At 32.4% G+C, this 13,680-nt stretch carries 16 protein-coding genes; 4 read left to right on the top strand and 12 right to left on the bottom strand.

Features of this window, described 5'->3' with window-relative positions; all coding sequences use genetic code 11:
• Window positions 1-5 precede the first annotated feature (5 nt).
• The gene (locus CBR30_08610) at window positions 6-200 is read left to right on the top strand and encodes a hypothetical protein (GenBank protein PMQ00956.1); all 195 of its coding nucleotides are present in this window, start codon (window positions 6-8) and stop codon (window positions 198-200) included.
• Window positions 201-517: 317 nt separating this feature from the next.
• Window positions 518-2,086 carry an FMN-binding glutamate synthase family protein gene (locus tag CBR30_08605; GenBank protein PMQ00955.1) on the top strand — a complete coding sequence of 523 codons (1,569 nt, stop codon included), beginning with the start codon at window positions 518-520 and terminating at the stop codon, window positions 2,084-2,086.
• A 42-nt stretch (window positions 2,087-2,128) separates the two neighbouring features.
• Here CBR30_08605 and CBR30_08600 read toward each other — a convergent pair whose 3' ends face one another.
• From CBR30_08600 to rpsB, 11 genes are all read right to left on the bottom strand, one after another.
• Window positions 2,129-3,106 (bottom strand): radical SAM/SPASM domain-containing protein, encoded by a 978-nt coding sequence (locus CBR30_08600; protein ID PMQ00963.1) that lies wholly within the window; start codon window positions 3,104-3,106, stop codon window positions 2,129-2,131.
• 31 nt (window positions 3,107-3,137) lie between these two features.
• Complete coding sequence (gene galK, locus CBR30_08595) at window positions 3,138-4,274, bottom strand: galactokinase (GenBank protein ID PMQ00954.1); 1,137 nt, start codon at window positions 4,272-4,274, stop codon at window positions 3,138-3,140.
• The gene (galT, locus tag CBR30_08590; protein ID PMQ00953.1) at window positions 4,271-5,236 is read right to left on the bottom strand and encodes a galactose-1-phosphate uridylyltransferase; all 966 of its coding nucleotides are present in this window, start codon (window positions 5,234-5,236) and stop codon (window positions 4,271-4,273) included. Before galT ends, galK begins: the two co-directional genes overlap by 4 nt.
• 98 nt (window positions 5,237-5,334) lie before the next feature.
• Window positions 5,335-6,474, bottom strand: coding sequence for a 1-deoxy-D-xylulose-5-phosphate reductoisomerase (locus tag CBR30_08585; GenBank protein PMQ00952.1), 1,140 nt, complete (start codon window positions 6,472-6,474; stop codon window positions 5,335-5,337).
• A 1-nt stretch (window position 6,475) separates the two neighbouring features.
• Complete coding sequence (locus tag CBR30_08580; GenBank protein PMQ00951.1) at window positions 6,476-7,258, bottom strand: phosphatidate cytidylyltransferase; 783 nt, start codon at window positions 7,256-7,258, stop codon at window positions 6,476-6,478.
• Window positions 7,258-7,977, bottom strand: coding sequence for an isoprenyl transferase (locus CBR30_08575; protein PMQ00950.1), 720 nt, complete (start codon window positions 7,975-7,977; stop codon window positions 7,258-7,260). Before CBR30_08575 ends, CBR30_08580 begins: the two co-directional genes overlap by 1 nt.
• Entirely contained in the window at window positions 7,974-8,165 is a 192-nt protein-coding gene (locus tag CBR30_08570; protein PMQ00949.1) for a hypothetical protein, read from the bottom strand. Before CBR30_08570 ends, CBR30_08575 begins: the two co-directional genes overlap by 4 nt.
• 3 nt (window positions 8,166-8,168) lie before the next feature.
• Complete coding sequence (locus CBR30_08565; GenBank protein ID PMQ00948.1) at window positions 8,169-8,726, bottom strand: ribosome recycling factor; 558 nt, start codon at window positions 8,724-8,726, stop codon at window positions 8,169-8,171.
• A gap of 21 nt (window positions 8,727-8,747) precedes the next feature.
• Window positions 8,748-9,464 (bottom strand): UMP kinase, encoded by a 717-nt coding sequence (locus CBR30_08560; protein ID PMQ00947.1) that lies wholly within the window; start codon window positions 9,462-9,464, stop codon window positions 8,748-8,750.
• Between the two features lie 3 nt (window positions 9,465-9,467).
• Window positions 9,468-10,067 (bottom strand): translation elongation factor Ts, encoded by a 600-nt coding sequence (tsf, locus tag CBR30_08555; GenBank protein PMQ00946.1) that lies wholly within the window; start codon window positions 10,065-10,067, stop codon window positions 9,468-9,470.
• 16 nt (window positions 10,068-10,083) lie between these two features.
• Window positions 10,084-10,815 (bottom strand): 30S ribosomal protein S2, encoded by a 732-nt coding sequence (rpsB, locus tag CBR30_08550; protein PMQ00945.1) that lies wholly within the window; start codon window positions 10,813-10,815, stop codon window positions 10,084-10,086.
• Window positions 10,816-11,013: 198 nt separating this feature from the next.
• Here rpsB and CBR30_08545 point away from each other — a divergent pair, with 198 nt between their 5' ends.
• On the top strand, window positions 11,014-11,307 hold the full coding sequence (locus CBR30_08545) for a hypothetical protein (GenBank protein PMQ00962.1): 294 nt from the start codon (window positions 11,014-11,016) through the stop codon (window positions 11,305-11,307).
• A gap of 8 nt (window positions 11,308-11,315) precedes the next feature.
• Complete coding sequence (locus CBR30_08540; protein ID PMQ00944.1) at window positions 11,316-12,452, top strand: putative DNA modification/repair radical SAM protein; 1,137 nt, start codon at window positions 11,316-11,318, stop codon at window positions 12,450-12,452.
• Here CBR30_08540 and CBR30_08535 read toward each other — a convergent pair.
• Complete coding sequence (locus tag CBR30_08535) at window positions 12,435-13,676, bottom strand: B12-binding domain/radical SAM domain-containing protein (GenBank protein PMQ00961.1); 1,242 nt, start codon at window positions 13,674-13,676, stop codon at window positions 12,435-12,437. The genes CBR30_08540 and CBR30_08535 overlap by 18 nt on opposite strands.
• Between the last annotated feature and the right edge of the window lie 4 nt (window positions 13,677-13,680).

Raw genomic sequence — 13,680 nt, 5'->3', positions numbered from 1 at the left:
TATTTATGGGAGCATTGTTAGTTATTTACTTAACATCAAAAATAGAGAAGGGAGAGCATAGAATAAAGTTATTAAAAGAGGAATTAAAGAGAGGAATAATAAGCTTCATAAATTTTGCCTTAAGAATAATTGAGATATTAAGATTGAGGTTAAAGATAAGCAAGAAAGGAAGAATTGTGCTTATGATTGGGGGTGATTAAAAATGATTACAGATCAGTCATAATTGGGTAAATGGGCAAATAGGTATGGACATAGGTACCAGTATAGTAATAATAATAGTAATGAGGTAGAAGAAAAAGTAAATATATACCCTTTCTGATATTTAAGAATACTTAAATCATTTCCTAAGAAAACGCCCATTTATTTGATTTAAATGGCTTATTTTTTATAATTATAAAAGGCAATAAGCAAACATTTACCTATTGACAATTAAATTTTTAAGTATTAAAATCCTACAAAATACTTTTATGCAGCGAGGCATAAAATCCCAAAAAATTTTCTGAGGAGGTGTCTTTCTATGTCTTTTTCCAGACCTAATTTTTCTGAAGCTACCAATACAAGACTCCGTTTAAGGGACTACTCTCCTTTTAGTGGTATGTGTGTAACTTGTGAGGAGGGATGTCCTGGATTCTGTGAAATAGGTAAATCCGCTATTAGAGGAAGGGAATATATTTATCCCAAGCCATATGGAAAAATAACATCAGGCTCTCAAAAGGACTATCCAATAGACTTTTCCCATCTAAATATTAATGGAACTTGTGTAGGTGCCCTTGGTGTTGAACCCGACCCCGATAAAGCAACTTTCCCAGCTGTTGATATTGAAACAAGAATAGGAGATATTAAACTTAGAGCCCCATGGTTCACCACAGGTTTAGGTTCAACTTTCATCGCAAGAGATAACTGGGAAGGAGTTGCAATCGGTTCTGCAATCTTTGGTACTATGGTTGGAATAGGAGAAAATGTTTGTGGAGTTGATCCTGATGCAGAATTTAAAAATGGAAGAGTTGTAAAATCTCCAGAAATGGAAAGAAGAGTAAGATTATTTAAAGAATGGCAAAGAGATGGATACGGTGGAATAATTGTTCAAGAGAATGTAGAAGATAATAGATTAGGAGTTTTAGAATATGTTATTGAAAAATTAGGAATTCAATTTGTCGAGATTAAGTGGGGACAAGGAGCAAAGGATATAGGTGGTGAGATTAAGCTAAGTAGTTTAGAAAGAGCAAAACAATTAAAAGATAGGGGTTATATTGTCTTTCCTGATCCAGATGATCCCGTAATTCAGGATTTAGCCAAAAAGGGAGGAATCAAAGAATTTGAAAGACATTCACGCCTTGGTATGGCATCCTTAGAAGGCTTTCTCAAGAGAGTAGAAGAATTAAGAAAAGCTGGAGCAAAATATATATCTTTAAAAACCGGTGCCTACAGACCTAAGGATTTAGCTTTAGCTTTAAAGGCAGCTTCTGAGGGTAAGATAGATTTATTGATCGTAGATGGAGCTGGTGGTGGTACTGGCATGAGCCCATGGAGAATGATGAATGAATGGGGAATTCCAACAGTATACTTAGAATCTTTAACATATAAATATGCAAAAATGCTTGCAGAAAAAGGAAAGCATGTTCCAGCAATAGCAATTGCAGGTGGATTTACAATGGAAGATCATATTTTTAAGGGACTTGCTTTAGGTGCACCCTATGTAAAATTAGTGGCAATGGGAAGAGCCACTTTAACAGCAGCAATGGTTGGTAAAACTATAGGTGAGATGGTAAAATCTGGTAAAGTTCCAGCAGAATATAAAGAATATGGTGATGAAATTGAGGAAATATTTACTGCTGTTGCAGAAATGAAGAAGATTTATGGGGAAGACTGGAAAAAGATTCCTCCATCCGCTTTAGGAGTGTATGGGTACTTTGATAGACTTGCAGTAGGATTAAAACAATTTATGGCAGGAGCAAGAAAGTTTAAATTAGAATATATATCAAGAGATGATCTTGTAGCATTAACAGAAGAAGCAGCACGAGTAACTGGAATTCCTTACGTTATGGACTTAGACCATGAAGAAAGCATGAAAATACTATTTGGATAATTTTAAAAAAGGGAGGAGTATGAAAAACTCCTCCCTTTTATTTTATAACACACCTGTTGATACCTTAGGACAGTAAGGATCTTTACTCAAGAGACTTTTAGTTAAGATATAAGATCTTGCAAAACATCCACCTTTACAGAATTCTTCTATTTTACATCCTTTACAGTCGTCTTTTATCTTTGTAACCTCTTTATATAAAGGATGCTCTATCACTTCTTCTATTGCCTCTTTAAGGGATTTAGTTCTAATCTCAGATAAAGGCAAATCAATAACATCGCATAGTAATACATCACCATTTGGTGATATATCAAGAACTTCTGTTATAGGACAACTATCGATTTCGAGATATGGGGAATTAAATAGAAGTCTTAAAAACGGTGCACACCATATCTCTACAGTATATTTATTAATCTCTGCACAATCTTTAACTTCCCTTATAGCAGATATTAATTCATCTTTTTCTATGTAAATTTCATTTTTTTTAGCTTCTCCAGAAGGAATAACAGGAATCATACATAACTTAGCATTATATTTCTTTGCAAATGAAACCATATCTTTTGCATACTTGTAATTTAGTTTTGATATAGAGAATATAATTGAATATTTAAGATTTTTTTCTTTTAATAATTTCAAGTTGTTAGATAACTTATCAAAAGTATTTGCTCCTCTAACCTTTTCGTATATCTCTTTGAAAGGACCATCAACGGAAACATATACATAAACATTATTTTCTTTTAAAAAATCAATTATTTCCTCATTAAGTAATATTCCATTTGTGTTTATTGATACGTTTAAGCCCAGGTTTTTAGATTTTCTAATATAATCAAAAATTTCTGGGATTAATAAAGGTTCCCCACCTGTAAAATCTATATCTGTAAAACCTAAAGAACTAATTTCTTCAATTAACTTTAATCCTCTCTCCTTAGTTATTTCTCTTCTCCAACCGCGAGAATGTACATAACAGTGACTACAATTAAGATTGCATCTATCATCTAATATCCAAATTAGGTATTTGAATATATCACCTCCCAAATATATTATAGCACAACCATTATATTTCCTTTACCCCATCTGATGTCTCTAATACATACACATCTGGATAAAATCCAAATCTTTCTTTATAGCTTTCTTTTATTTTGTTAGTCCAATCATCTAATATGTTACTGTGAACAAGATTGATAGTCGATCCTCCAAAACCTCCTCCTGTCATTCTTGATGCAAAAGCATTATATTCTAAAGCCTTTTCCACAAGAAAATCTAACTCATCACAGGTAACCTCATATAGGTATCTAAGACTGTTATGAGATTCTAACATCAAGTCTTTTAAAGCTTCCCATCTATCTTCCTTAAGAGCTTTAACAAATTCCAATACCCTTCTGTTTTCATTATAAACATGTTCTACTCTCTTTCTTAATACGGTCGGTAAAACCTCCATGGCTTTTTTAAATCCATCCTCATCTAAATCCCTTAGAGATGTTATAGGAAGATATTTCTTTAATATTTCAACTGCCTCCTCCCCTTCTCTTCTTCTTGTAGAATAACCCTCTCCAGCAATTGAATGTTTAACTTTTGTATCTATAACTACAAGTTCTAAATTCTTTCTATTTATATCAAAGGGAATATACTGATACTCTAAGGAACGAGTATCTATTAAAAGGGCATGCTTTTCCTTCCCAAAGGCAGAAATAAATTGATCCATAATCCCACATCTTGCTCCAACAAACTCATTTTCAGCCCTCTGTGATAACTTCACTATATCTAATAGATCTATTGAAAAATTGAAATATTTACAAACTCCATAAGCTACAGATACCTCATAGGCAGCAGAGCTGGAAAGCCCAGCTCCCATAGGAATATCACTATCTACGTAACCATCAAATCCAGGAATCTCTTTTACCTTCTCTTTTATTTCTTTTAATACTCCTCTAATATAATTACTCCAAGGATATTCGTAACTATATTCAATATTATCAAGATCAATTTCACATACCTCAGAAAAGTTATTTGAATATACCCTTACTTTCTTTGTATTATTCTCTCTTATATAAAATTTAAAATGTCTATTGATTGCACATGGCAAAACAAAGCCAAAATGATAATCAGTATGCTCTCCAATTAGATTTATTCTACCAGGAGCCTGAAAACCTCTAACCTTATCAAGATTTCCAAAAAAATCTTTCAAACTCATAATGAGAGCCTCCTTATACTATCCCTCAATAGTCTTGCTGAATCCTCAGGAGATAAAGGATTAACAAAGGTTCCAGTTCCAGACTCTATACTGGCAAGATACTTAATTTTATCCCTGTCTCTATGAAGAGAATAAAATTCAATGTGAAAATGATAAAAAGGATAATCACCTTTAGATGGTTTTTGATGAAGGAGCATCATATAGGAAAAGTTGTAGCCATAGACGTTGTCATACCCTTTAGTTATTTTTTGAATTATTTCCGCCAGGTACATCTTTTCTGCATAAGTCATCTCCACAAGAGATCCTAAGTGTCTTTTAGGATAGATATGAAGCTCAAAAGGGAATTTACCATAGTAAGGCATAAAAGCTACAAAATATTTATTCTCATAAACAACTCTAATTTCTTCCTTTACTTCTCTTTCTAAGACAGAACAAAAAAGACACTTATTGTAATTATTCCAAAATTCTTTTGCAGAATTTATCTCTTTCTCAATGATTGGTGGTATAAAAGGCATAGCATATATCTGACCATGAGGATGATGTAAAGAGACTCCAACAATTTCCCCTCTATTTTCAAAAATTTGTACATACTCTACAAAAGGTAAAGAACTAAGATCTTTATATCTATCTTCCCAAACCAAAACCAATTTTTCTATTTGCTCCAAAGGCATCCTTGAGAGTGCTGAATCATGATCCATAGTATAGAGAACCACCTCACAAACCCCTTGTCCTCCCCTTCTTTTATATATTTCATCTTCAAAAGGAGTTACATCATTGACCTCTTTTGTTAAAGAAGGGTACCTATTTTCAAACACTGCCACATCAAAAGGTTTTGGTACTTCAGCACCACCATAGCAAAGAGGACAAGCATTTTTTGCTGGAAGAACCGGTCTTTCTTGTACTTTACCAGCAACTATAACCCATTCCTTTAAAAATGGATGCCATCTTAACTCACTGCTCATCTTCTATTTCCCCCTCCAATTCAAAATCATAATAATACATTAATCTCCCATCTTCCTTTACCTCTATTCTTTTTTTCATTTTCCATTTTCTCATTTTTTCAATAGTCCTCCCTCTCAATTAGATATTGAGCTTTATTTTTAATTAATTCAATAGCTTCAAACAAATCATCTAAAGAATCTATTTGTATTTTATCATTCCAACTTTCCATTATCTTAATTATCAAAGGAACAATTCTATAGAATTTTATTCTACCCTCCAAAAAGGCATTAACAAGTATTTCATCAGAAACTGCCAATATTACTGGATAAATATCTCCTTTTTCTACAAAATCATATACATATCTTATTATAGGAAACTTATCATAATCCACTGATCTAAATTCTAAGTTTAAGTTTGAAAAATCTAATTCCTGCCATACATAGCTACTTCTTTTTGGATAAAAAAGAGCATACTGAATAGCAAAACGCATATCTGTTGGAGATAAATGAGCCATAAAACTACCATCAGAAAACCTTATAATACCATGTACAATACTTTGCGGATGAATTATCACATCAATTCTATTATATGGAAAATCAAATAAATAATGAGCTTCAATAATTTCTAACGCTTTGTTAACCAAATTTGCGGAATCTATGGTGGTTTTTTTACCCATGTTCCAACGAGGATGTTTTAAAACCTCTTCAATCCCCGCATTCATTATGTAATTTAGATCTTTATTATAAAAGGGACCCCCTGATGCTGTAAGAATTATTCTTTCAATATCTCCCCTTCCTTGTAATAGTTGAAAAATAGCACTATGCTCACTATCCACAGGAATTATCTCCGCCTTAGAGTTTGTAAGCCAGTTTTTTATAAATTTACCCGCAGTGACTATAACCTCCTTAGTTGCCATTGCAACTTTTCTTCCCAATTGAATTGCAACTTTTGTAGGATAGATAGCACTTATTCCAGATATTGCCATTACTATTAGATCCGCAGGTACACTTGCTAAAGTCTCAAGTCCCTCTTTCCCTGTGTAAATCTGAGGATTATAAGATAGTAGAGGAAAATCTTCTTTTTGGCTATATATAGCTAAATATTTTGGCTTGAATTCTTCTGCTAACCTACTAAGTAATTTTACATTCTCTCTTACCGCTAATCCTACTATTTCAAACTCATCTGGATTTTCTCTTATAACTTCTAAGGTTTGTAATCCTATAGAGCCTGTGGCTCCAAATATTATTACCCTCTTCATATTAAATAATTCTTAGAAGATTCAAGAAATAATAAACTGTTGGTCCTGCAAAAATTAAACTATCAAATCTATCTAAAATTCCTCCATGTCCAGGAAGCAAAGAAGATGAGTCTTTTACACCTATTTCTCTCTTAAGCATTGACTCTACTAAATCACCTAATTGTCCCATAATTCCAACAGCCAAACCTGTAATAAAGGTTGGGAATGGATGCCATGAATACAAATGGGAAAACAATAAAGAAGCAAGAGCGGAGAAAATTATACCACCAATAGTTCCCTCAATAGTTTTTTTTGGACTAATAGAAGGAGCTAATGGATGTCTTCCTAAAGCTTTACCTGTAAAATAGGCAAAGGAGTCAGATACCCAGATTAATATAAAGGTAAAATAACAAATTTTATCTCCATGAGGAATATTTCTAAGAATCAGAAAATAACTCAAAAGAAAAGGAATATAAAAAAACCCTAAAAATGTTAGAGCTATATCGTCTATTCTCCTCTTTTTTTGAAAAAGCTCATAAATAAGCAAAACTACTATCAAAACAGGTAAGGCAATAGTTATTGCTCTTCTTGATCCAAGATAGATAAAAGCCAAATAGATTAATCCAAAAATAATTCCTTCTAATTTAAGGGGATTATAATTGTATTTTTCTAACAAAGAGTAAAATTCCCAAAGCCCAAATCCAGATATAACAAAAATCAATATAAAAAAAATTTGGTCACCTAAATAAATACTCCACAATATTAGCGGAACTCCCCAAAGTCCAGTAATAATTCTTTGTAGCACTATAAACCCCCAAAACGTCTTTTTCTATTCATATATTCATAACAAGCCTGTCTTAAATCTTCTTCATTAAAATCAGGCCAATATTTACTTGTAAACCAAAGCTCTGTATATGCAATTTGCCATAAAAGGAAATTACTGATTCTATATTCCCCACTGGTTCTAATTAGTAAATCAGGATCAGGAATATCCTTAGTTGATAAATATTCTTTAAAAATTTCTTCTGACAAATCTTCTTTTCTTATAGAGCCATTGGAATAATCTTCTAATATTTTACTGCATGCATTAACAATATCCCATCTTCCACCGTAATTTAGAGCAATTGTGACTACTCCATTTTTCCCTTCCTTAGTCTCAGATACTACTTTATTTATTCTATTTTGCAAATATTCTGGTAATTCATGAATTTTACCTATAACCCTCAATTGAATATCATTATTTATAAGCTTATCTCTAAATTTATCAATACTCTCATTTAGGAGTTGCATTAATCCTTCTACTTCATCCCTTGGTCTCTTCCAATTTTCAGTAGAGAAAGCGAAAAAGGTAAGATAATATATTCCCCATGAAAAGGCAGTTTCACAGATTTTATCAACCACCAATGCTCCTTCCCTATGTCCCATGATTCTTGGAAGTCCCCTTTTTTGGGCCCACCTCCCATTTCCATCCATAATAAACGCTATATGTTTTGGTAATTTTTCTTTTGGAATATCTAACTTCATCTTCTTTCCTGATAGTTTTCATAACTTAGGGTAAAGTAATAATATCCATTTTCTTCCTTTTCCATAATTACCCTTAAATCTCCAAAGGCTTCTTGCATTTGAAAGGGATAGTCTATATCAAATTTGATTTTCTCTGGGGGTATTACTTTTAAAACATCTTTTAATTTCCAACCCAAAAAACTTCCCATTTATTACACTTCCATAATTTCCTTTTCTTTCATTGATAAGAGTTTATCAATCTCTTCAATATATTTATCAGTTAGCTTTTGCAAATCCTCCTGTAATCTGTGAAATTCATCTTCAGAAATCTTTCCTTCTTGTTTTTCTTTTTTGAATATCTCTAAATAGTCCCTGCGAATATTTCTAATAGCTACTCTTCCATTTTCAGCTTCTTTATGGGCTACTTTCACCAGCTCTTTTCTTCTTTCCTCTGACAATGGAGGGAAAACCACTCTTATAGTCTGTCCATCACTTTGTGGATTTAAACCAAGATTTGACTTTAAAATAGCTTTTTCAATTTCAGAGATTACATTTTTATCCCAGGGTTGAATAATTACTGTTCTTCCCTCGCCCAATTTGAGACTGGCAACTTGATTTATCGGCATCATATTGCCATAATAACTCACCTTTATTTCGTCAAACAAGCCAATAGATGGTTTACCTGTTCTTATGCCTTGTAGTTCCTTCTTAACAGCCTCAATTGTTTTTTTCATCTTTTCTTCAATTTCTTTGAAATTTTCCCTGCCCATTTTTCTCCCTCCTCTACCCTTTTAAGGTCCTATATAAGTACCAATCTTCTCCCCCTGAATAATTTTTTTAAGATTTCCTTTCTCTGACATAGAAAAAACTATTATTGGTATTTTATTCTCCATAGATAAAGAAACTGCTGTAGCATCTAAAGCCTCTAATCTCAAACTTAAAAAATCCAAAGCGTTTATTGTATCAAACTTTTTTGCATTAGGATCTTTAAAAGGATCTGCAGTGTAAACTCCATCAACTTTTGTTTCCTTCAATATAACCTCCGCCTTAATTTCAGAAGCTCGTAAAACAGCAGCAGTATCTGTTGTAAAAAAGGGATTACCTGTTCCAGCAGCAAATATTACTACTCTTCCTTTTTCTAAATGTCTAATAGCTCTTCTCCTTATAAAAGGTTCTGCCACTTGTCTCATCTCAATAGCAGTTTGAACCCTTGTATTAACTCCTAATTTCTCTAAGGCATCCTGAAGCGCTAATGCATTTATCACTGTTGCTAACATACCCATGTAATCCGCTGTAACTCTATCTATTCCTAAACTTTTTGCCTCTCTACCTCTAAAAATATTCCCCCCTCCCACTACTACTCCTATTTCTACTCCTAAATCATGTACTTCTTTAATATCTTCCGCTATTTGTGAAATCTTATTTGCATCTAATCCAAATCCTTGAGGACCACTAAAAATCTCACCAGATAGTTTTAAAAGAATCCTCTTAAATTTAATGGAAGACATAAACTACTCTTCCTCTCCAACTACATATCGAGTAAATCTTCTAACTACAATATTCTCTCCAAGCTTTGCAACCGCTTCGGTTATTAAATCCTTTACCTTTATTTCTGGATTCCTTACAAAGGGCTGTTCTAACAAACAAACCTCTTCATAAAATTTCTCTAATTTTCCCTCAATGATTTTATCAATTACATGGGCAGGTTTTCCTTCTTTTTCCAATTGAGTCCTATAAATACTTATCTCTCTATCTATTACCTCCTTTGGTACATCTTCTTTACTTACATATAGAGGATTCATCCCTGCAATCTGTAAACATAATTCTTTTGCAAGATTTTTAAACTCATCAGTCCTTGCTACAAAGTCTGTCTCACAATTTAGTTCTAATAAAACTCCAAGTTTAGCACCAGTATGAATATAAGCCTCAATTACTCCCTCTTTAGCTACTCTTGTTGCCTTCTTTGCTGCTTTAACTATTCCCTTTTCTCTTAATATAAGTATTGCTTTTTCCATGTCTCCATTGGCTTCTTCTAATGCCCTCTTGGCATCCATTACTCCTGCACCAGTCTTTTCCCTTAACTCCTTAATCATTTCCAAAGAAACTTCCATGACTCTACCAACCTCCTTATTGACTAACTTCAGCTTCTTTCTCTTGAAGCTCTATTTCTTTTGCTCTCAATTCTCTACCCTCTATAATGGCATCTGCCATCTTTGATACTATCAACTTAACAGCCCTTATAGCATCATCATTACCAGGAATTGGATAATCAATAAGCTCAGGGTCACAATTTGTATCTACTATTGCTACTATTGGTATATTGAGTCTTCTTGCCTCTTTAACCGCAATCTCTTCTCTCTTAGGATCTACAATAAAAACAACATCAGGAACTCTTTCCATGCCCCTTAAACCATCAAAAATCTTCACTAACTTCTGTAATTCCCTCTCCAATTTTAATGCTTCTTTCTTAGGAAGTCTTTCCCATCTTCCATCCTGCTTCATCTGCTCTAATTGAATCATGTAGTCAATACGAGACTTAATTGTAGTAAAATTAGTTAGCATACCACCTAACCATCTCTGATTCACATAATAAGCAGAACATCTTTTTGCTTCTTCTTCAATAGTTTGTTGGGCTTGTTTTTTAGTGCCAACAAATAAGAATGTTTTACCTTCCTTAGCCTGTTCCTTGAGGAATTCATACGCCTCCTCAAGTTTAACTAAGGTTTTTTGGAGATCAATAATGTGGATACCATTACGCTCTGAAAAAATGTACTCCTTCATTTTGGGACACCATCTTTTTGTTTGGTGTCCAAAATGTACACCAGCTTCTAATAATTGTTTCATTAATACGTGTGCCATTTACACCTCCATAATTCTTTGGTTTTTTTCCACCCCTCTCTTCATCTTCCCTTGGAACTTTGCCACCAAAGCACCCCCAAGGGAATCGGAGAGGGTGTGTTTTAATTCGCAAAAAGTATATCACGAACAATATTTAATTACAAGGGTTTTTATGATATAATATCAAAAATTCAATTAAAAGATTTACAAAAATTGAAGATAGAAAATTCTTCATATTTTTTGGTCTTAATATGGGAAAAGGATAGGAATAGTAATATTCCTGAAAATGTTCCAATACTTGCTATTGGGAATTCCAGAGAAATTCTTCTTTTGTGTCAGAAAATCTTATTTCCTAAGTCAAGCTTAATTGAGTTTTTCCAGTATTACAAAAGTATGGGAGAAAAAGTAGGATATCACTTAGATAATTCTGATATAACAAATTTTTTGAAGTTATTAGAAAAGCTAAAGATTATAGAAATCTTTGAATTGCCTAAAGAAATTTTCAAGGATTGAGAAAGAATATGCATATTGAGGAAAAATTAAAAATATTAACAAAAGATGCACAATTTGATCTTTGTGGGTCTTATTTATGTGATCCATCAGCCATAAGAAGAAAAAGTACTATTAATGGCTGGATATACCCCACAACTCTTCCAGATGGAAGAACAGTAAGATTACTTAAAACTCTTTTATCTAACGATTGTATTCATAACTGCTACTATTGTGCAAATAGAAGAGAACGCTCTTTTGAAAGAATCAGTTTTAGTGTAGATGAATTAGTAAAACTATTTTTAGAAATGAAAAGAAGGAACTTAGTAGATGGGCTATTTTTAAGTTCTGCAGTTACTAAATCACCAAAAAGAACAATGGAAGATATGCTTAAGGTAGCAGAGATACTAAGAGAAAAATATAAATTTACTGGCTATATACATCTAAAAATACTTCCAGAATCAGACGAGGATTATATAATTAGGGCTTTAGAACTTTCAGATAGAGTCTCAATTAATATCGAAGCTCCTGATGCAAAGTATTTAGAAAAAATTGCCCCAGAGAAAAATTTTAGTCATTTAGTGAAAAAGATTGGCTTGATTAATAAGCTTTTTTCAAAAGGTTTAAAACCTAAATATGGATTTACTACCCAATTAGTGGTAGGAGCAAGTAATGAAAAAGATTACGAAATATTAAGTATAGTTAATAACCTTTATAAGGATTATAATCTAAACAGAGCATATTATAGTGCTTTTCAACCTATTTCCAATACTCCCTTAGAAGACTTACCACCAACCCCTACATGGAGAGAACATAGACTTTACCAGGCAGATTTTCTATTAAGAAAGTACCATTTCAGTTTGGAAGATATAATATTTGATGAAAAGGGAAATCTTTATTTAGATAAGGACCCAAAATTAATTTGGGCTTTAAATCATCCTGAATTTTTCCCTATTGATATTAATAAAGCAAGTTACGAAGATCTTTTAAGAGTGCCAGGAATAGGACCTATAAGGGCAAGAAGGATAGTAAATCAAAGAAAAACATCGTTAATAAAAGATATTAAAGATTTAGAAAAATTAGACATACCTATAGATAAAATCTCTCCCTTCATATTGATAAATGGTAAAAAGCCTAAAGAACTAAGCCAACTAAGTTTTAGTTTTTAAATATTCTTCTATTTTCTTTCCTAATTCTTCTTGCTTTTTCCAATTACCAAAAACAAGTCCCTTAGGTATCAGCTTATTTAATGTTTTTAAAAGCTCATTATTTATTTTGCCTGCCGGCATCTTTTCAAAAAATGTTTGAGGAAGTGGCATAAAAGTGTGAGCATGAACTTTAGCTCCCATTTTAGTAAGATCTAAAATAAACTTGATGGTAAGTTTTATATCCTCTTCCTCTTCATATGGAAGTCCAAAAATAATGTCTACATTAGCCTTTAAATTATTCTTAATTATAATTTCCACTGCATTATAAACATCATCAACAGTATGTCCCCTATTAATAAGTTTTAGAATTCTTGGGCTTCCAGATTGTGCACCAATCACTAAATTATCATTATCAGTATACTCTTTAATTAATCTGATTGTATCATCATTAACATGTTCTGGTCTTACTTCTGAAGGAAACGTCCCAAAATATATTTTTCCACTTTTACCAATAATTCTTCTAATATTTTCAAGTAACCTCTCTATTTCTTTTAGGTTAATATTTTTACCATCTTTTGAACCATAAGAAAAGGCATTTGGTGTTATAAACCTAATATCCTTTAAATTTCTTTTATTCATAATCTCCACTAATTCACATATTTTTTCAACACTTCTATGCCTCACCTTCACTCCAAAAATATTAGGGGTCTGACAATAGAAACACATAAATGGACAACCTCTTGTTATCTCTATAGGTCCAAACTTACCAAATTTTAGAGAAAAGGGATTAAACTTATCTAAATCTACAAATTTGTTTTCAGACTTTAATATTAAATCTCCAATATCTTTGCCCGCTAAAATATCTCCAACCAGTTTTAAAATTAGCTCTTCGCCTTCTCCAATAGCTACATAATCACAACCCATCTTCAATACACCATAAGGATCACCTGTAGGATGGGGACCACCGGCAACAATATAAGTATTTTCAGTTTTTATTTCTCTTATCTTCCCAATTATTTCTCTGAATTCCCACAATTGTGTTGTAAAAAAAGACAGGAGTATGATAACCCTCTCATATTTTCCTTTGATATCATTAATCTTAGAGAAAAACTCATCTTTCTTATAACATAAGAATATTTCTAATTCATCAAAAAAAGTCAAGTTCTCTAATGCTCCCAATAAAGCATTGTAACTATATCTATTCTCTTTTGTATAATATATAACTATTGCAATTTTCTTCCTCATAATT

Source organism: Dictyoglomus sp. NZ13-RE01, from assembly GCA_002878375.1.
Taxonomy (GTDB): Bacteria; Dictyoglomota; Dictyoglomia; order Dictyoglomales; family Dictyoglomaceae; genus NZ13-RE01.
Note: the sequence above shows the minus strand (reverse complement) of the source record. Positions and strands in the feature narration are given on the sequence as shown.

Bases quoted from the DNA above. Each gene is read 5' to 3' on its own strand.
- CBR30_08540 (PMQ00944.1), top strand. From the start codon at position 11,316: ATGCATATTGAGGAAAAATTAAAAATATTAACAAAAGATGCACAATTT.
- CBR30_08575 (PMQ00950.1), bottom strand. From the start codon at position 7,977: ATGAAGTTAGATATTCCAAAAGAAAAATTACCAAAACATATAGCGTTT.
- CBR30_08565 (PMQ00948.1), bottom strand. From the start codon at position 8,726: ATGGGCAGGGAAAATTTCAAAGAAATTGAAGAAAAGATGAAAAAAACA.
- CBR30_08610 (PMQ00956.1), top strand. From the start codon at position 6: ATGGGAGCATTGTTAGTTATTTACTTAACATCAAAAATAGAGAAGGGA.
- CBR30_08570 (PMQ00949.1), bottom strand. From the start codon at position 8,165: ATGGGAAGTTTTTTGGGTTGGAAATTAAAAGATGTTTTAAAAGTAATA.
- CBR30_08560 (PMQ00947.1), bottom strand. From the start codon at position 9,464: ATGTCTTCCATTAAATTTAAGAGGATTCTTTTAAAACTATCTGGTGAG.
- CBR30_08605 (PMQ00955.1), top strand. From the start codon at position 518: ATGTCTTTTTCCAGACCTAATTTTTCTGAAGCTACCAATACAAGACTC.
- CBR30_08585 (PMQ00952.1), bottom strand. From the start codon at position 6,474: ATGAAGAGGGTAATAATATTTGGAGCCACAGGCTCTATAGGATTACAA.
- rpsB (PMQ00945.1), bottom strand. From the start codon at position 10,815: ATGGCACACGTATTAATGAAACAATTATTAGAAGCTGGTGTACATTTT.
- CBR30_08535 (PMQ00961.1), bottom strand. From the start codon at position 13,676: ATGAGGAAGAAAATTGCAATAGTTATATATTATACAAAAGAGAATAGA.
- galT (PMQ00953.1), bottom strand. From the start codon at position 5,236: ATGAGCAGTGAGTTAAGATGGCATCCATTTTTAAAGGAATGGGTTATA.
- galK (PMQ00954.1), bottom strand. From the start codon at position 4,274: ATGAGTTTGAAAGATTTTTTTGGAAATCTTGATAAGGTTAGAGGTTTT.
- tsf (PMQ00946.1), bottom strand. From the start codon at position 10,067: ATGGAAGTTTCTTTGGAAATGATTAAGGAGTTAAGGGAAAAGACTGGT.